Genomic DNA, 17,537 nt, shown 5'->3' with positions numbered 1-17,537 from the left:
GCCAATCAACTTGTAGCGCTGCCGATGCGCCATCCCCGGAAACCTCATGTTCCCCATCCGCCGCGCCTGGACCACCCTGCTCGCACTGACCCTCAGCACCATTGCGGCCTTCGGCGCCGAGACCGCGCCACCGCCATTCACCTATACGGATATCAACACCGTTGTGCCGGGCCATCCCGAGCTTCGCTATTCCGACTTGTTACGCCAACTGGTCCCCGACCTCCGCCTCAACGAGACCATCGCGACCGGCACCGCCCCGACCCAGCCCATCCCCCACGTCATGGGCAAGCCCTTCGTCGCCCATTTCGACACCACCGTCAGCTTCGCCTCATTCGAGACCCGAACCATCCAATCCGAGGGCGCCAACCGCCTGCTGATCCTGACGGCCGTCGGCCTGCGCACCAACCCGGATGATCCGGTGCTGCTGCTCGCCTTCAGCGACGATGCCAGCCCAAAACTGCTCGACGTCATGGATGTCAGCATGGGCGACACCGTCACCATCGGCCAGCCCTTCCGCATTGGCGCCCATGATCAAGCCATCGTCACGAGCAGCGATTATGCCAACGAGGGCCAGACCCAAAGCGCCGACGCAGTGCTGTTCATGCGCAACGGCAAGTTCAGCAGCGTCGGCGGCTTCTTCCGCACCGGCACCCTCCTTTGCGGCTTTGAGCGCACGCAAACCCTCGACCTGACGACACAGAAGCCGCTCGCCGCCGCCCCCTATGACGATATCAAGGTGACCATCAACGACATCGGCCGCCCCCTCAAGGACGGCTGCGCCCAACCCCTCGGCTTGGCCCCCTACGCCGATCAATATTCCGCGCTGTACCAATGGAACGCCGCCACCGGCTTTTTCGATGGCGACACCGCCGAAATCGATAAGCTCAAAGACCTCAACGACACCCGCCAATAGGCGCTCCCCAACATCGCTGGAACCCACCATGACCAAATCCACCCTCCCCGCCTTCGCGCTGCTGGCGCTGACCGTCCTGCTCAGCGCCCCCGCCTCCGCCCAGACCGGCCAACCCCCGCGCCCCGCCGATGACGGTTGCGCCTGGGAAAAGCTTTCCGACGCCAAAGTCGGCCTCGCCGCCTGGGTTGAACGCTGCGATTTCGGCGACCGCAAGATCGACCTGCACTTCGAAGGCAACACCGTGGTGCAAAAGTACTCCGACGGCGGCGACGCCGAACCGGTGATCCAGATTTTCGATCTCAAAGACGGCGAAACCGAAGAAGCGGGCCTGAACCGCATCTACGCCGAGCACACCGATCCTGCGACCGCCGCCCGTTGCGTCGCCGAAGACGCCGATTTCGGCCCCTTACCCGCCGGCACCCGCCGATATAGCTTCGTCCCAAATGCCGAATATGCCGCCGAACTGGAAAAGTCGGCTTCCCCCGACGAAGTTCCCGAACCGCCATGCGGTGACCTCGGCGATTGGCCCGACGGTATCCAGTATTTCGAGGCGCATGATAACGCGCATAAGATTCTGTTCGTCATCGCCGGCCAGGACGCACCCCTGTTCGATGAACAGACTTTGGAGCTGATTTCGCCCTAAATATCGTGAATCAAGAAATCCAGCATGCTGGCTGCCTGCGTGCTGGACGGCGTTGATTCAATCACAAATTCTGATACAGAATTGGTATCAACTCGTCATATGTGAAGTCATCCCCATGAGCCGCAATTTTCTCGTCGTCGACCCCGAAGAGGATTTCGAGGTTCTCCGGGGTCTGGCCTCGACGATCCGCATCCGGATCTTGAAGCTGCTACACGTCCATGGGCCGATGAATGGCAATGACATCGCCGAGAAACTGGAGCTGCCGCAGTCGACGGTCTCCACCAATATCCAGATTCTGGAAGAGGCCGGCCTGATCCGCACCGAGACGCAGAAGGCCCGCAAGGGCAATCAGAAAATCTGCCATTCCACCTTCGACGAGGTGCTGGTAATGTTTAAGGAGGACATCTCCCAGCAGCGCTCCAACGGCATCGAAGTCTCGATGCCGCTTGGGCTTTACACCAGTTGCGAAGTCTCGGCACCCTGCGGCCTGTGCTCCAGCGAGGGCATTATCGGGCTGCTCGACGTGCCCGATACCTTCCTCGATCCCGAGCGGATGAAGACCGGTCTGATCTGGTTTACGCGGGGATACGTGGAATACCAGTTCCCCAATAATGCCAAGCTGGCGCAAAACAAAATCGAGTCCATGGAATTCTCGATGGAACTGTCCTCCGAAGTGCCCGGCACCTCCGCCGACTGGCCCTCGGACATTACACTCTCAGTCAATGGCACCGAAATCGGCACCTGGATGTCGCCGGGTGATTTCGGGGACAAACGCGGCGTTTACACACCCGATTGGTGGAAATTGAAGGGCAGCCAGTACGGCAAGCTCAAGTCCTGGCGCGTCACCCATGACGGCAGCTTTGTCGATGGGATGAAGATTTCCCCGATCTCGCTGGTCGACCTTGACCTGGAAAACCACCACTCGATCCGTCTGCGCATTGCCGTCAAGGCCGATGCTAAACACCCGGGCGGCATCAATATTTTCGGCAAGGGCTTTGGCAATTACGATCAGGACATCGTCCTGCGCCTGCAAACCGAACGCTGAACCATCGTCGATAATTTCTCCCGCGCAGACGCTTGCGCGTCCCCGTTCCGTCACGTACAAACGGCACAACTGATATAAATCAGATAAACGGGACTACTGGGAGGATAAGATGAAGGCGACGGTAACGGCGCATCGGGATTACACGATCTCCAAAATCGACGATCGTGTCTATGGGGCCTTCCTCGAGCACCTCGGTCGCGCCATCTATACTGGCATTTATGAACCCGATCACCCGACCGCCGATGCCAATGGCATGCGAGGCGACGTGGCCAAGCTGGTCAAGGATCTCAACGTGCCGGTGGTCCGCTACCCCGGGGGTAACTTTGTTTCCGCCTATAACTGGGAAGACGGCATCGGGCCGCGCGATCAGCGCCCCACGCGGCTGGACCTCGCCTGGCACACCTCTGACAGCAACGCCGTGGGCGTGCACGAGTTTGCCGATTGGTGCGAAACCGTCGGCACCGAAATGATGCTTGCAGTCAACCTTGGCTCGCGCGGCGTCGATGAAGCCCGCAGCTTCCTTGAATATGTGAACCACCCCGGCGGCAGCTATTGGAGCGATCTGCGCATCAAGAACGGCCGCAAGGAGCCGTGGAACGTCAAGATGTGGTGCCTCGGCAACGAGATGGACGGCCCCTGGCAGGTCGGCCACAAGGATGCCGCCGAATACGGCAAGCTGGCCGCCAACACCGCGCGCGCCATGCGCATGTTCGATAGCAAGCTCGAACTGATCGTCTGCGGCTCATCCAACTCCGACATGGTCAGCTATCCCGATTGGGAGCGCATCGTGCTCGAACACACCTATGATCACGTCGATCATATTTCGCTGCACATGTACTTTGCCAACCGCGACAAGAACACCGCTAACTATCTGGCATTGAACCATAAACTGGATACTTACATCCAGACGGTCGCCTCCACGATCCTGCAGGTCAAGGCCAAGCGAAAGAGCAAGCGCGAGGTCTTCATCTCGTTCGACGAGTGGAATGTCTGGTATCATTCCAACAAGCAGGATCGCGAAATCCTCGACGGCAACAGCGGCTGGCCGCATGCGCCGGGCCTGCTCGAAGACATCTACAATTTCGAAGACGTGTTGATGGTCGGCCTGATCCTCAACACCTTCATCCGCCGTTCGGACGTGGTGAAGATTGCCTGCATCGCCCAGTTGGTGAACGTCATCGCCCCGATCATGACGGAAAAGGGCGGCCCGGCCTGGGCGCAGACCATCTACTACCCATACTACTTCGCCTCGATCTTCGGTCGCGGTACGGCGCTGAATCTGCTGGTCAATTCGCCCGGCTATGACAGCACTCATGCCGACAACACGCCCTATGTCGACGTGTCCGGCGTGCACAACGAAGAAGACGGCACCCTCGCCTTCTTCCTCGTCAACCGCCACGCCAGCGAAACGATCTCGGTCGATGTCAGCCTGCAAGGCTTCACCGCCGGCGCGGTCATCGATCACCAGATCATGACCCACAACAACCTCGAAGCCGTCAACGTCGCCCGCGACGAGAACGCCGTCGCTCCCCGCAAAGGCAGCGGCGCCACCATCGATAATGGCACCCTCACGGTCAGCCTGCCCCCCTACTCCTACCAGATGCTCCGCGTAAAAGTCTGACGCAACGGAGCATTCACCGACCTGACAATGGGCGCACCGGCAAAGGTGCGCCCATTCGTATTGTTCATCATGGTTTCGGGTTCATATCACATAACACGTTGACTTACTCGCCTTATGCGCTAGCATGACCCCACAGTGCTGGAGGGCACTTTCGACCGGAGAAGCCGAATGGCGCTCCGCCCAGGGAGGATGAGATGGATAGACGTGGCTTCATGGTGGGCACCGCCGTCGGTGCGCTTATGCTTGCGGCAAAAGGCCTGGCCTACGGGCAGGACGAGGCAGCGGCGCCGTCGCTGACCGATTTTCCGCGCAACGAAACGCTGATCATCAACAATCCGGAAAACCCCTCGGTCAATCCGAGCAACTTCAACCTGTGGGTTGCGGGCAACGGCGTGTCCAATTCCAACGGCACGCATCAGCTGGTGCTCGACACCCTGTGGTTCATCGATCCGGACAACGGCCTCAAGGGCTCGATGTACAACGAGCTGGCCAGCGAGCCGTGGCAGTACAACGCCGAATTCACCGAGATGACTGCCAAGCTACGCAAGGGTGTGCTGTGGAGCGACGGCGTCGAATTCACCGCCGCCGACGTCAAGTACACGGTGGAAACCCAGATTGCCAATCCGGGCATGACCTGGAGCGCGCCTTTCGCCGACGCCATCGACACCGTCGAGACACCGGACGATTACACCGTCGTCTTCAAGCTGAAGAAGGCCAATGCCCGCTTCCATGCTCTGTTCACCGTTCGCTGGAACGGCGCGTGGATCATGCCCAAGCACATCTTCGAGAAGCAGGCCGACGTCAAGGCGTACGACTTCAACCCGCCGGTGGGCCTTGGCCCTTATACGCTCAACTCGTTCGATCCGAACGGCGCCTGGTATATCTGGGAAAAGCGCGCGGATTGGGACAAGACCGCGATGGCCGAATGGGGTGAACCCGGGCCGAAATACGTCATCTATCGCTCGATCCCGAACAACGACAAGCGCCTGATCGAGATGGTCAACGGCGATCTGGACATGATCCACGATCTGTCGCCGGAAGGCATGTTCTCGCTGGCCAAGCAGGATTCCACTGCCCGCGGCTGGTTCCCGGGCTTCCCCTATGCGCATCCCGATCCGACCCTGCCAATGGCGATCTTCAACAATCAGAACCCGATGTTCCAGGACAAGCGCGTCCGCTGGGCACTGACCCTGATGCTCGATCCGATGGAAATGTCGATGGCGTCCTATCGCGGCGCGGCGACCCTGTCGGCCATCGCCATGCCGCCGACCGGCACCCACACCGACGACTACCACGGCCCCCTGCAGGACTATCTGGTGGCCTACGAACTCGACACCGGCAAGCAGAAGATCAAGCCATACGACGCCACCGTCGGCAACCGCATCGCCGAAATGGTTCGTCCGCAGTTTGGCGACGCCGTGCCGACCGACGAAAAGGCTATCCACAAGTCCTTCGGCTTCGGCTGGTGGAAAAAGGATCTGGCGGCTGCGGGCGAACTGCTTGAGGCCGCTGGCCTCACCAAGCAGGGCGATCAGTGGATGCTCGCGGACGGCACGCCGTTCAAGTTCACCGTCAAGACCTTCCCCGATGGGGTGATCAATCGTCTCGGCACCGACATCGCCCAGCAATGGTCGCAGGCCGGCGTGCAGGCGACGGCGGAAACCGTACCGAACATCTTCGGTAACGAGCTTCCCTTGGGTGACTATGAAGTCGCCATGGGCTGGTCGATCGAGACCTGGGGTGGCAATCCCGACCTCTCGTTCTTCCTCGACAGCTGGCACTCGTCCTATGTCGCCAAGCCTGGCGAACGTCAGACGCAGCGCAACTGGCAGCGTTGGACCAATCCGGGCCTCGACCCGATCATCGAAAAGATGCGCGTCACCGAGTTCACCGATCACGACGCCAACGTGGCGCTCGGCAACGAGTTCATCAAGCTGATGATCGACGAAATGCCGGTGATCCCGATCATGTCGTTCAACGTGTTCTCGGCCTACAGCACCCGTTACTGGACGGGCTTCCCGGCCGCCGAGTCCAATCCTTACGCCAACATCGTCAACAACTGGTCGAACTCCAAGTTCATCCTGACCCAGTTGAAGCCGACCGGCGCATAGAGCCTTTAGGAACTGTGCGTCGCGGTCTTCCGCCTCGGAAACGCGACGCACCAAGGACCTAACCGCCCTCCCACGCCCCAGGCGCTCGGCTTTGCCGGGCGCCTGACCAGAGGACCTTGCCGACGATGAAGGCCTATCTTCTTTTCGCCCTCAAGCGATTCATCCAACTGCTTGCCGTTATCTTTGCCGGATGCTCGATCGCCTTCGTGGTATCGCATCTGTCCCCCATCAGCCCGGTCGAATCCATCATCGGGCGGGTGAGCGGACAATCCAGCTACAGCCCCGAGGCCATCAAGTCGCTGCGCGATACGCTGACCGAATTGTTCGGCCTCAACGTGCCGCTGCATGAACAATATTTCAATTTCCTGCGCCGCCTGCTGGCGTTCGATTTTGGCCCCTCGCTGATGGCCTTTCCCCGTCCCGCCATGGAACTGGTCATGCTTGCCATGCCCTGGACTTTCGGCCTGCTGATGGTCTCAACGGTCCTGACCTGGCTGATAGGCAATGTCACCGGGGGCCTCGCTGGCTATTACCAGAATTCCAAGATCCTCAAGACGCTGGGTATTCTGGCCATCGCCGTGCAGCCGATCCCCTACTACATCGTGGCATTCCTGCTGGTCATCATCTTCGGCTTCTTCTGGCCGGTACTGCCGATCAGCGGCGGCTTTGCCATGAATGTGCGCCCCGCCTGGACGCCTGAATTCATTCTGTCGGTGCTGCACTATTCGATCCTGCCCGCCGCTTCGCTCGTCATCGTGGGCATCGGCACCTGGTTTTTGGGCATGCGAGCCCTCGTGTCCAATATCGTCACCGAAGACTACGTGACCTTTGCCGAACTCGGTGGCGTCAGGCGCAATCGCATCGTCTTCAGCTACGTCATCCGCAACGCAATGGTGCCGCAATTGACCTCGCTGGCCATGACGCTGGGCGGCATCTTTTCGGGCACCATCATCACCGAACAGGTGTTCGGCTATCCGGGGCTCGGCAGCCTGTTGGTCACTGCGGTCAATGCCGGCGACTCCGCCACCACGCTGGCGGTGTCCTGCATCGCCGTGATCGCCGTCGCCAGTGCCATCTTCATCATCGATCTGGTGCACCCCCTGATCGACCCGCGCGTTCGGGCGGAGTAAATCCATGTTTGCAGTCCTGCGCGACCTCGTCCGCTACAATATCGAATTCACCATCGGCGCCATCCTGGTCGCGCTGATCGTCACCTTCGCCTGCCTGAGCTTCTTCTCGCCGGTCGATCCGACCCAGGTTTATCTCGCCATTCCCGACCAGCCGCCCGGCGCCCAATACTGGTTCGGCAGCAATTCGCGCGGCCAGGACATGTTCTGGCAACTCAGCTTCGCCTTCCGCAACACCCTGACTTTCGGGCTGACCGTGGCGCTGCTCTCGCGCATCCTCTCGATCGGCGTGGGCCTGGCGGCAGGCTATCTGGGCGGCTGGGTCGACCGCGTGCTGATGTTCATCAACGACATCTTCGTCGCCATCCCGATCTTCCCAATCCTGATCCTGTTCTACTTCGTCATGCGCAGCAATCTGAACGGCTTCACGCTGGCGCTCGTGATGGCCTGCTTCGGCTGGCCCTATGACGCCCGCTTGATCCGTTCGGTGACTCTGGGACTGCGCCATCGCGAATTCACCCGGCAAGCGGTGTTCGCTGGCATGTCGCCGGTCAAGATTATGCTGCAGGAACACCTGCCCTATGTGATGCCGATTATCTTCGCCACCACCATGGCCAACATGATCTGGTCGATCGGGCTGGAAGTAACGCTCGCCGTGCTCGGCTTCACCAATATCAATATCCCCACTGTCGGCACCACGCTCTACTGGGCCAACAATCACTCAGCCATGGTGGTGGGCGTGTGGTGGTGGATCCTGATCCCGGTGATCATCGTCGTGTTGCTGTTCATCGGGCTGTTCCTGCTGGCCGTGTCGCTCAACGAATATATCGACCCGCGCAGCCGCCTGCGCCGCATGGGAGCATGACCTTGGCCCAGGACAACAAACCCCGCGATATCCTGACGGTGGAGGGCCTCAAGGCCTATTACCAGATGAGCTATTTCGGCGTGGACCGCGAAGTGCGCGCCGTCGACGACATCACCATGACGGTGCGCCGCAACGAGATCTACGGCATTGCCGGAGAAAGCTCTTCTGGCAAAACCTCATTCATCAAGGTGCTGGCGGCGGCCCTTCGGCCACCCTTCCGAGTCGTCGCCGGCTCGGTGAAATACGACTTCGCCAGCGGTCCAGTCGACGTCGCCAACGCCACCGACGCGCAGATCGAGGCGATCCGCTGGCGGCATCTGAGCTACATCATGCAGGGCTCGATGAGCGTGCTCAATCCGGTGCGGCGCATCGGACGCACCTTCGAGGACTTTGCTGCACGACCGCTCGGGTTGAGGGGGAAGGCGTTCGAGGACCGCGTGGTTTCTCATCTCGAAAAGCTCAAGCTGCCCGCCGACGTCTTGCGGGCCTATCCGCATGAACTGAGCGGCGGCATGCGCCAGCGCGTCACCATCGGGCTAGCGACCGTCTGCCGCCCCGAATTCATCATCGCCGACGAGCCGACCACTGCGCTCGACGTGGTGGTGCAAAAGGAGGTGCTGTCGCTGATCCGCGACGTGCAGCAGGAAATGGGCTCCTCCGTCGTGTTCGTCACCCACGACATGAGCGTGCACGCCAACATGGCCGACCGCGTCGGCATCATCTATGCCGGCCGCCTAGTCGAAGAAGGCCCCACGCGGCAGATGTTCTTCGCGCCCAAGCACCCCTACACCGCCCACCTCGTGGCCAGCCTGCCCCGCATCGGAGACACTACGCAGCGCCCCGCCCTTGAGGGCCGCCCGCCGAGCCTGGCCTCCCCACCCAGTGGCTGCCGCTTTCATCCACGCTGCCCGCTCGCAATCGACAAATGCAAGACCGACGTGCCGCCGCTCGAAACCGTGGCGCCCGATCATCGCACCGCCTGCTGGCGCTGGCAGGACGTCAAGCCGCTGGTCGCGCCGCACGCCGCCCATGGAGTGCCAGCATGACCACGTTGCTCAACGTCGACAACGTCTCCAAGACCTTCGCCATGGGCGGGGTATTGTCGCGCAAGACCACGGCTGCCGTTCAGGACGCCAGCTTTTCGCTGGCCGCTGAAAAGCCAGAGATTTTCACCATCATCGGCGAAAGCGGATCGGGTAAGACGACGCTGGCCCGCATGATCCTGGGGCTGGAAACGCCGACGACCGGCTCCATTACCTTTCGCGGCAAGCCTGTGGGCGGCGCCACCAAGGCTGAACGCATGGCGTTCATGTCGGCCGTCCAACCAGTGTTCCAGAATCCGTTCGAGGCCTTCAACCCGCTCAAGCAGATCGACCGCTATCTGGAATCCACTGCGCGGACGTTTTTAGGCCTGAAGGATCGGACTGCCGTCGACGCGGCAATGGATGGAGCCTTGCAAAAGGTCGGCCTGAGCCTGGCCGAAGTGAAGGGCCGCTATCCGCACGAAATGAGCGGCGGGCAATTGCAGCGCGCGGCGATCGCCCGGGCGCTGATCCCCAATCCGCCGCTACTGATCGCCGACGAGCCGGTGTCGATGGTCGACGCCTCGCTGCGCATGTCCATCGTCAACCTGCTCAAGGCTTTACGCGATGATTTCGGGGTGTCGGTGATCTACATTACCCACGATCTCGCGACTGCCTACTACATCTCCAACCGGCTCATCATCATGCAGCGCGGCCGGATCGTCGAAATGGGCGATGCGCGCACAGTGCTGGAAAACCCCGAACACCCCTATTCGCGCCTGCTCAAGGCCTCGGTGCTCTCCACCGAGGATGCCGGCGACGGCAAGCTGGCGACCAATCCGGATATGGTGGCGCTGGCCACGCGGCTGGCGACGGCGCCCGGCGGGCAACTGGTCAGCCGCCCCGATGGTCGACTGGTGCGGGTGTATGAGGGCGCAGCCTAAGCGTAGTCCTCCGCAATCATTGCGGCGGCCTTGGAGCCGATCGCCATGGCGGGGGCATTGGTATTGCCCGAGGGGATGAACGGGATGATCGAGCAGTCGATCACCCGCAGTCCTTCGACCCCGCGCACACGCAGCCGCTGATCGACCACGGCCATCGGATCACTGTCAGGCCCCATCCGCAATGAGCCCGACGGATGGTAATTGGTCTTGACGGTCTGGCCAGCGAACTTGGTCAGGCTCTCTTCGTCCTGCACGGCCCTGCCCGGCAAAAGTTCCTCGGCGATCTTGGATTTGAATGGCTCCGTCTCCAGCAATTGCCGCGCCACTTTCAGCGACGCCAAAGTCAGCCGCAGATCGTCCGGATGGCCAAAGAAGTTGCAATCCACCAGTGGCTGGTCATCGGGATTGGCCGACCGCAGTTTGACGCTGCCGCGCGCTTTGGGCCGCAATAGGCAGGACGTGAACGTCACCCCATAGGTCGGCTTGGCCGACGACACGTCGCGGTCGAGATAGACGATGGGCGCGCAATACAGCTGGATTGTCGGCCGCTCACCGCCATCGGGATCGTAAAACAGGCAGGCCTCGATACCTGTCGTGGTCACCGGCCCCGAATTGAACAACAGGTACTGCAGGCCGTTGCGAACCATCGGCCAGCCCTTGTCCTCGCCGAAATATCCGGATTTGGCCTTGGTGGTGGCGATCACCGGAACTTCGTGATGATCCTGCAGATTGGCGCCCACTCCGGCGATATCGGCCACCACATCCACCCCATGCTCGCGCAGGTGATCGGCAGGCCCCAAGCCCGACAGCATCAGCAGCTTGGCGCTGTTATAGGTCCCCGCCCCCACCAGAACTTCGCGATCGGCATGAACGGTCTGGCTCACGCCGTCCTTGGTGTAGCTTACCCCCACGGCACGCCCATTCTCGATAACGATCCTGTCCACCCGCGCGCCGGTGATGATGCTCAGCCGGCCATCATCAGCCAGCGGATCTAGGAACGCCTTCTTGGCATCCGAGCGCTCCTTGTAGCGGCCCCATTGCCCGTAGGTGTGCTGCATGATTCCGACGCCGTTCTGCCGCGCGCCGTTGAAATCGGGGTTGTAGGCGTGGCCCAAGCCCTGCGCGGCAAGAAGGAAATCCTGCGTGGTATCGCTGATATGGCCGGGTTCCGAGACCCGTAGATTGCCGCCTATGCCGTGGAATTCATTGTTGAAACGGCTATTGGCCTCGATGCTTTTGAAGTGCGGCAGCATGTCCGCGTAGGACCATTCGGTTTCGTTGCCCAAATGGGCGGCCCAGCCGTCATAATCCTCGCGCTGGCCACGCATGTAGACCATCGCATTGACCGCACTGCCGCCGCCCAAGGCTTTGGCCACCGGCACGATCGGCCCGCGCCCGCCTAGTTGCGGCTGCGGCACGGTGTGGTGCATTTCGAGGAAATCCTCGCGCGCCAGGTACTTCATGTAGCCGGCGGGATAGGCCATCAGCTTGGTCGTCTCGCGCGGGCCGCGCTCGAGGATCAGCACCGAAAAGCCGAACTCGCGCACCAGCCGCATCGCCGCGACCGATGCCGCCGAACCGCCACCGGCGATGATGAAGTCGTAGCTCTTGGCCATCACGCACCAATCTCCGCAAGCCGCCGCGCCTGTCGCGCCAACAGCAATTCCACGTCCGCCACATCCAGCGCCGACATCACCGGCCGCGGCTTGCGCAGCGCCCCCGATTTGATGACGCCGCGCTTGGCCAGCACGTATTTGCGCGCCGCCAGCCCGATGCCCTGCTGCTGCTCGTAGCGTGCCAACGGCAGGTAGGCGTCGAAGATATCATGCGCCCGCTCGACATTGCCCTTGGCGAATTGCTCCACCACGCCCACCATCATCTCCGGATAGCAGAATCCAGTCATCGCCCCATCGGCGCCCCGGCTCATTTCCTCGGGCAGGAATAGCCCGCCATTGCCGCAAAGGATGGAGATCCGCCGCGTTTCGCCCCTGTCGCTGGCAGCGCGGAGAGCAGTGATCTTGGCCAGCCCCGGCCAGTCCTCATGCTTGAGCATCACGCAATTGGGCACTTCGCGAATGATCCGGTCGATTACTTTGGGAGCGATGGTAACATTTGTGGTCAGCGGATAATCCTGCAAGACGAACGGGATATCGCCCAACGCCTCGCCGACCGACTGGTAGAAGGCAAAACTCTGATCGTCTGTCTTTGTGGTCCATGGCGGCGCTACCATGACGCCCGCCGCGCCCTGGTCCATCACCGTCCGTGCCAGCTCTGTCATTGGCGCGAGGCCGGGGGCCGAGACGCCGACCACGACCGGCAGGCGGCCATCGAGCCGCTTGAGCACCCGCTCCACCACCAGCGCCGACTCCGCCGACGTCAGCTTGGGCGCCTCACCCAATTGCCCGAGTACGGTGATACCGCTCACCCCGGCGCTTTGGTAGAAATCCACCATGGAATCCACGCTCGCAAGGTCGAGCGCGCCATCGTCCTCGAACGGGGTCACCGCGATGACATAGACGCCCTTGGCCTGTTCATTGAGGATTGCCATGCGTGATCTCCAGATGTGCCCGAGCGGCGGCCGATGGTTCGGTATCGGCCAGCAGCCGCCGCAGGGCAAGCCGTGCGCAGGCCCCCTGGGCGGGTTTTGCCCGACCAATTCGACCGGCAGCAAAAATCGCTGTAGGATGAGCATCGTTACGTGGAGATGACCTTGGCTGCAGCGACCCAAACCGAACAAATCTCTATCGAGCACGACGATCTCAGCATCGCCCGGGCGCTGGAAGAGGACATCATCTTCGGCCGTCTCGCCCCGGGCACGCGGCTGACCGAGGACACCCTGCTCGCCCGCTTCGCCGTGACGCGCCACTTCGCGCGCCAGGCTCTGGTGCAGCTTGAAGCCATGGGTATCGTGGTGCGCGAACGCAATCGCGGTGCCACCGTACGTTCGCTGACGCCCAAACAGATTCAGGAAATCTACGACGTGCGCGAACTGCTGCAACGGCAGGCCGCGCTGTGGATTCCGCTGCCGGCCCCCCCCGCGTTGATCGCCGAGCTCGAGGCCATCCACCAAGAGCATGGCCTGCATATGGAAGCCGGCTTTCTGCGCGGTGTCCACGAGGCGAATGACCGTTTCCACCTGACCCTGTTCGGCGCCTGCGGCAACGCGCATCTGGTGCAATCGATCGAGCTCTATATGCGGCTCAGCCTGCCGGTGCGCGCTAACACTATGGGCGACAAGGAATCCCTGCGCATCGCCCACCAGCATCATCGCATGATGATCGACATGCTGCAGGGCCACGATAACTGGGTTCTGGCCCAACTCTGCGTCGACCACTTGCAGCCGAGCAAGCAGCGCTATCTGGAGCGGGTGACGTAGGGCGAGCGCAATCCCCCTTAAGCTACCTGCGCGAACCGCTCGTCAAACGCATAACCGGCGCCGCGCACCGTGCGGATGGGATCGCTTTCGCGGCCGCGATTGATGGCGCGGCGGAGACGGCCGATATGGACGTCCACGGTGCGCTCGTCGACGTAAACGTCATTGCCCCAGACGCCGTCGAGCAATTGCTCGCGCGAATAGACCCGGCCCGGATGGCGCATCAGATATTCGAGCAGGCGGTACTCTGTCGGCCCTAGATGCACGTCGCGGGTAGCGCGGCGCACGCGATGGGTGGTGCGGTCCAGTTCCAGATCGCCGACCTTGAGGGCGGCGGTCACCAGGTTCGGATTGGCCCGGCGCAGCAGCGCGTGGATGCGCGCCAGGAGCTCAGGCACCGAGAACGGCTTGACCACATAGTCGTCGGCCCCAGTGGCGAGGCCGCGCACGCGCTCTTCTTCCTCACCGCGGGCGGTGATCATGATGATCGGTACGCGGGCAGTTTCCTCGCGGGCACGCAGACGCCGGCACAGCTCGATGCCGGAGACTTCGGGCAGCATCCAGTCGAGCAGGATCAAGTCCGGCAATTTGTCCTGGATGCGTTCCTGTGCCTGATCGCCGGTTTCGGCGGTCAGGACGCGGAAGCCCTCGGCTTCAAGATTGTAGCGCAGGAGGATCGAGATATCTTCCTCGTCCTCGACGACAAGTATCGTTGCGGGCATTATTGTGCTCCCAAGGTCGCTCGGCCGCAGCCGGCTACGCCTTGATCTGGGTCCGCTGAAGTTCCTGCACGTCGGCCGTCAATTGCTTGCCGGTCTGCAGGTAATAGGCGCGTTCGGCGATATTGGTCGCGTGGTCGCCAATGCGCTCCAAATTCTTGGCGCAGAACAGCAGATGCGTGCACTGCGTGATGTTGCGCGGGTCTTCCATCATATAGGTCAGCAGCTCGCGGAACAGCGAGGTATGCATGGCATCGACCTCGTCGTCGCGATTGCACACTTCAATGGCGGCTTCGGCATCGCGGCTGGCATAGGCATCCAGCGCGTCCTTGATCTGGCGCAGCACCAGATTGGTCATGTTGCGCACGCCATTGTAGAAAGTGGGCTGCAGGCTGAGACCTTCGAGCTTGAGCGAACGGCGGGCCAGTTGCTTGGCCATGTCGCCGACGCGCTCCAGATCGGAGGCGACGTGGATCGAGGTAATGATGGCGCGCAGATCGCTGGCCATCGGCTGGCGGCGCGCAATCATCGACACTGCCATGTCGTCGATGCGGCGCTGCATGTCGTCGATACGCTGATCGGCGATGATGGTGACATCGGCCAGCTCGCGGTCGAGCTTGAGCAGCGCCTTGGTGCCGTTCTCGATGGCGACTTCAACCTGACCGCCCATTTCGGCGATCAGCTGGGCAAGCGTGGTCAATTCGTCAGTGTAGGAGCTGACGATATGTTCTGGGGACGTGGTGGCCATGTCGTAATCCTCTAATGTTGTGGAGGGCACTAGGAGCGTCGAGCTTCTGGTCAGGCCGAGTCGAAAATGGCCGGCATAGCCTGAAGATCGATGCTCCTAGCCGATGCGGCCCATAATGTAGTCTTGCGTCTGCTTGTTGATCGGGTTGGTGAAGATGTCTTCGGTGACACCCTCCTCGATCAGCTTGCCCAGATGGAAGAACGCCGTCTTCTGGCTCACGCGTGCAGCCTGCTGCATCGAGTGGGTCACGATGACGATGGTGTAGTTCTCGCGCAATTCGTCGATCAGCTCTTCGATGATGGCGGTGGCGATCGGATCGAGCGCCGAGCAGGGCTCGTCCATCAGGATGACTTCGGGACCGACCGCGATGGCGCGGGCAATGCAAAGACGCTGCTGCTGGCCACCGGACAGGCCGGTGCCGGGCTCGTTCAGGCGGTCCTTGACCTCTTCGAACAGGCCGGCCTTGCGCAGGGAGGAAATCACGATCTCGTCGAGATCGGTCTTGGTGCGGGCCAGGCCATGGATCTTGGGGCCGTAGGCGACATTCTCATAGATCGACTTGGGGAATGGGTTTGGCTTCTGGAACACCATGCCGATGCGGGCGCGCAGTTCCACCACGTCGAGGGACTGATCGTAAATGTCCTCGCCGTCCAACTCGATCAGCCCGCCGACCTTGGCGCCTTCGATAGTGTCGTTCATGCGGTTGATGCAGCGCAGGAAGGTCGACTTGCCGCAGCCCGAGGGTCCGATGAACGAGGTCACGGCGCGGTCGGGAATATCGATGGAAATGCCGAACAGGGCTTGCTTGGCGCCATAATGGACGGTGACGTCCTTGGCATGCAGGCGGATCGGGCGTTCAAGCATATCTGTCGGGTTCATGGCACTATTCACTGATGTATGCGTCATCTTAACCTTGCCAGCCAGCATGTCCATTTGAGTGTCTCCGGAATTGTTTTGCGTCATGCTCGGCGCTCCAGTCGAGTGCGCAGGAAGATCGCGACGGCGTTGAGCAGGATCATGAAGGCCAGCAGCACCATGATAGCGGCCGAGGTGCGCGACTCGAAGAAGTTGCGGTTTTCATTGCCCTGCCAGAGGAAAATCTGCACCGGCAGCGCTGTCGCCTGATCGAGCGGGGTTGCCGGTACCGAGGCCACGAAGGCGTTCATGCCGATCAGCAGCAGCGGCGCGGTTTCGCCCAGCGCCTGGGCCACGCCGATGATGGTGGCGGTCAGGATCGAGGGGAAGGTCACCGGCAGCACATGGTGAAACACCATCTGCGTCTTGGAGGCGCCCATGCCGAGCGCCGCCTGGCGCAGCGACGGGGACACGCCCTGCAAGGCGCCACGGGTGGCGATGATGATGGTGGGCAGCGTCATCAGCGTCAGCACCAGGCCACCGGCAAGCGGGGCCGAGAGCGGCAGATGGAAGGTGTTGATGAACAGCGCCGCCCCGAGCAGACCGAAGACGATGGAGGGCACGGCCGCCAGATTGTTGATGTTGACCTCGATCAGATCGGTCCAACGCGATTTTGGCGCGAATTCTTCGAGATAGATGGCGCTGGCCACCCCGATCGGCACCGCGAGGATAATGACGATCAGCATCATGAACAGCGAGCCCATGAAGGCGCCGAGCAGACCGGCAGAGGCCGGAGCAGCGCGGCTATCGACATTGGTGAAGATACTCCAGGCGAAGCCGTTGGAGATCGTCCCGTTGTCGACGAACTGATCGATCAGCACACGCGCCGCCGGTGCCAGCTGCTGCTGCGCGTCGGTTGCATCGCGGGAGATATTGCCCTTGATCCAGTTGGCCGCATTGGCCGAGGCCAGCACGTCGATCTCGGTCGTCTTGCCCAGCAGCGAGGGGTCGGCGACAAAGCGTTCGCGGATTGTGTGGCGGCTATCGGTTTCGGCGATGGCCAGCAGGTCCTTGCTGCCGATCTCGTAGCCCGCCGGAGCTTCGGCGCGCAGCGAGGCCTCGACAACCTTGTTCCAGTTCAGCAGCGCGACCTTGCGCTGCCAATCCAGGTTCGCCCGATTGAAGTCGGCGTCCGACTGGCCCGCGACACGAACCGGGGCCGGCTCGATCTTGATGATCGCTGGATCGTAAGTAACCGTCAGATGCAGATTGGCCTGCGTGAAGGCCGGAATGCCTTTGACCAGCACGTCGGCAAACAGGATCGCCACGAAGCCAAGGGCCAGGACAATAGCCCCCAGGCCCGACCACTTGAAGATGGCCTCGGTCGTGTGCCGCTTGCGCAGGCCGTCACGGATCAGTTTGGTGCGGTCGCGCGAGGCCTGTAGGCCAGTCGAGATCGCGGAAGCTGTTGTATTGGCCATGATTATTCGTACTGCTCCCGGAAGCGGCGGACGATGTAGAGCGCGACAATATTGAGCACCAGGGTCATCA

Annotated in this window: 16 protein-coding genes; 10 read left to right on the top strand and 6 right to left on the bottom strand. The window is 61.6% G+C overall.

Going from position 1 to position 17,537, the window contains the following annotated elements:
- Positions 1 to 46: 46 nt before the first annotated feature.
- The 9 genes from JWP26_RS22260 (at position 47) to JWP26_RS22220 (ending at position 10,291) form a co-directional block, all read left to right on the top strand.
- Positions 47 to 913 (top strand): hypothetical protein, encoded by an 867-nt coding sequence (locus tag JWP26_RS22260; protein WP_299733290.1) that lies wholly within the window; start codon positions 47 to 49, stop codon positions 911 to 913.
- 28 nt (positions 914 to 941) lie between these two features.
- Positions 942 to 1,556, top strand: a complete 615-nt coding sequence (locus JWP26_RS22255) for a hypothetical protein (protein ID WP_299733287.1) — start codon at positions 942 to 944, stop codon at positions 1,554 to 1,556.
- A gap of 115 nt (positions 1,557 to 1,671) precedes the next feature.
- Complete coding sequence (locus tag JWP26_RS22250) at positions 1,672 to 2,601, top strand: helix-turn-helix domain-containing protein (protein ID WP_299733284.1); 930 nt, start codon at positions 1,672 to 1,674, stop codon at positions 2,599 to 2,601.
- A 109-nt stretch (positions 2,602 to 2,710) separates the two neighbouring features.
- Positions 2,711 to 4,222: an alpha-N-arabinofuranosidase gene (locus JWP26_RS22245; protein WP_299733281.1), complete on the top strand. Its 1,512-nt coding sequence runs from the start codon at positions 2,711 to 2,713 to the stop codon at positions 4,220 to 4,222.
- A gap of 194 nt (positions 4,223 to 4,416) precedes the next feature.
- Positions 4,417 to 6,333: an ABC transporter substrate-binding protein gene (locus JWP26_RS22240; RefSeq protein WP_299733278.1), complete on the top strand. Its 1,917-nt coding sequence runs from the start codon at positions 4,417 to 4,419 to the stop codon at positions 6,331 to 6,333.
- A gap of 125 nt (positions 6,334 to 6,458) precedes the next feature.
- Complete coding sequence (locus JWP26_RS22235; protein ID WP_299733275.1) at positions 6,459 to 7,463, top strand: ABC transporter permease; 1,005 nt, start codon at positions 6,459 to 6,461, stop codon at positions 7,461 to 7,463.
- A 4-nt stretch (positions 7,464 to 7,467) separates the two neighbouring features.
- Positions 7,468 to 8,325 (top strand): ABC transporter permease, encoded by an 858-nt coding sequence (locus JWP26_RS22230; RefSeq protein WP_299733272.1) that lies wholly within the window; start codon positions 7,468 to 7,470, stop codon positions 8,323 to 8,325.
- Positions 8,322 to 9,371 carry an ABC transporter ATP-binding protein gene (locus tag JWP26_RS22225; protein ID WP_299733270.1) on the top strand — a complete coding sequence of 350 codons (1,050 nt, stop codon included), beginning with the start codon at positions 8,322 to 8,324 and terminating at the stop codon, positions 9,369 to 9,371. Before JWP26_RS22230 ends, JWP26_RS22225 begins: the two co-directional genes overlap by 4 nt.
- Complete coding sequence (locus JWP26_RS22220) at positions 9,368 to 10,291, top strand: ABC transporter ATP-binding protein (RefSeq protein WP_299733268.1); 924 nt, start codon at positions 9,368 to 9,370, stop codon at positions 10,289 to 10,291. Before JWP26_RS22225 ends, JWP26_RS22220 begins: the two co-directional genes overlap by 4 nt.
- Here JWP26_RS22220 and JWP26_RS22215 read toward each other — a convergent pair.
- Together JWP26_RS22215 and JWP26_RS22210 are read right to left on the bottom strand one after the other, a co-directional pair.
- On the bottom strand, positions 10,288 to 11,907 hold the full coding sequence (locus JWP26_RS22215; RefSeq protein ID WP_299733265.1) for a GMC family oxidoreductase: 1,620 nt from the start codon (positions 11,905 to 11,907) through the stop codon (positions 10,288 to 10,290). The two genes, JWP26_RS22220 and JWP26_RS22215, sit on opposite strands and share 4 nt — an antisense overlap.
- Complete coding sequence (locus tag JWP26_RS22210) at positions 11,907 to 12,839, bottom strand: dihydrodipicolinate synthase family protein (protein ID WP_299733262.1); 933 nt, start codon at positions 12,837 to 12,839, stop codon at positions 11,907 to 11,909. Before JWP26_RS22210 ends, JWP26_RS22215 begins: the two co-directional genes overlap by 1 nt.
- A gap of 162 nt (positions 12,840 to 13,001) precedes the next feature.
- Between JWP26_RS22210 and JWP26_RS22205 the strand changes: the two genes are divergently transcribed.
- Positions 13,002 to 13,667, top strand: a complete 666-nt coding sequence (locus JWP26_RS22205) for a GntR family transcriptional regulator (protein ID WP_299733258.1) — start codon at positions 13,002 to 13,004, stop codon at positions 13,665 to 13,667.
- A 17-nt stretch (positions 13,668 to 13,684) separates the two neighbouring features.
- On the opposite strand, the gene phoB is transcribed toward JWP26_RS22205, so the two are convergent.
- From phoB to pstA, 4 genes are all read right to left on the bottom strand, one after another.
- On the bottom strand, positions 13,685 to 14,386 hold the full coding sequence (gene phoB / locus JWP26_RS22200; RefSeq protein ID WP_299733256.1) for a phosphate regulon transcriptional regulator PhoB: 702 nt from the start codon (positions 14,384 to 14,386) through the stop codon (positions 13,685 to 13,687).
- Between the two features lie 34 nt (positions 14,387 to 14,420).
- Positions 14,421 to 15,131: a phosphate signaling complex protein PhoU gene (phoU, locus tag JWP26_RS22195; protein ID WP_299733254.1), complete on the bottom strand. Its 711-nt coding sequence runs from the start codon at positions 15,129 to 15,131 to the stop codon at positions 14,421 to 14,423.
- A gap of 96 nt (positions 15,132 to 15,227) precedes the next feature.
- Entirely contained in the window at positions 15,228 to 16,010 is a 783-nt protein-coding gene (pstB, locus tag JWP26_RS22190; RefSeq protein ID WP_299733251.1) for a phosphate ABC transporter ATP-binding protein PstB, read from the bottom strand.
- A gap of 80 nt (positions 16,011 to 16,090) precedes the next feature.
- Positions 16,091 to 17,467, bottom strand: coding sequence for a phosphate ABC transporter permease PstA (pstA, locus tag JWP26_RS22185; protein WP_299733248.1), 1,377 nt, complete (start codon positions 17,465 to 17,467; stop codon positions 16,091 to 16,093).
- Positions 17,468 to 17,537 lie beyond the last annotated feature (70 nt).

This window comes from Devosia sp., from assembly GCF_028290435.1.
GTDB lineage: Bacteria > Pseudomonadota > Alphaproteobacteria > Rhizobiales > Devosiaceae > Devosia.
This window is presented reverse-complemented; position numbering and strand designations above follow the sequence as displayed.

Coding starts and splice junctions, on each gene's coding strand:
- phoB (WP_299733256.1), bottom strand. CDS start 14,386: ATGCCCGCAACGATACTTGTCGTCGAGGACGAGGAAGATATCTCGATC.
- pstA (WP_299733248.1), bottom strand. CDS start 17,467: ATGGCCAATACAACAGCTTCCGCGATCTCGACTGGCCTACAGGCCTCG.
- JWP26_RS22240 (WP_299733278.1), top strand. CDS start 4,417: ATGGATAGACGTGGCTTCATGGTGGGCACCGCCGTCGGTGCGCTTATG.
- JWP26_RS22250 (WP_299733284.1), top strand. CDS start 1,672: ATGAGCCGCAATTTTCTCGTCGTCGACCCCGAAGAGGATTTCGAGGTT.
- pstB (WP_299733251.1), bottom strand. CDS start 16,010: ATGAACCCGACAGATATGCTTGAACGCCCGATCCGCCTGCATGCCAAG.
- JWP26_RS22225 (WP_299733270.1), top strand. CDS start 8,322: ATGACCTTGGCCCAGGACAACAAACCCCGCGATATCCTGACGGTGGAG.
- JWP26_RS22260 (WP_299733290.1), top strand. CDS start 47: ATGTTCCCCATCCGCCGCGCCTGGACCACCCTGCTCGCACTGACCCTC.
- JWP26_RS22235 (WP_299733275.1), top strand. CDS start 6,459: ATGAAGGCCTATCTTCTTTTCGCCCTCAAGCGATTCATCCAACTGCTT.
- JWP26_RS22215 (WP_299733265.1), bottom strand. CDS start 11,907: ATGGCCAAGAGCTACGACTTCATCATCGCCGGTGGCGGTTCGGCGGCA.
- phoU (WP_299733254.1), bottom strand. CDS start 15,131: ATGGCCACCACGTCCCCAGAACATATCGTCAGCTCCTACACTGACGAA.
- JWP26_RS22210 (WP_299733262.1), bottom strand. CDS start 12,839: ATGGCAATCCTCAATGAACAGGCCAAGGGCGTCTATGTCATCGCGGTG.
- JWP26_RS22220 (WP_299733268.1), top strand. CDS start 9,368: ATGACCACGTTGCTCAACGTCGACAACGTCTCCAAGACCTTCGCCATG.
- JWP26_RS22255 (WP_299733287.1), top strand. CDS start 942: ATGACCAAATCCACCCTCCCCGCCTTCGCGCTGCTGGCGCTGACCGTC.
- JWP26_RS22245 (WP_299733281.1), top strand. CDS start 2,711: ATGAAGGCGACGGTAACGGCGCATCGGGATTACACGATCTCCAAAATC.
- JWP26_RS22230 (WP_299733272.1), top strand. CDS start 7,468: ATGTTTGCAGTCCTGCGCGACCTCGTCCGCTACAATATCGAATTCACC.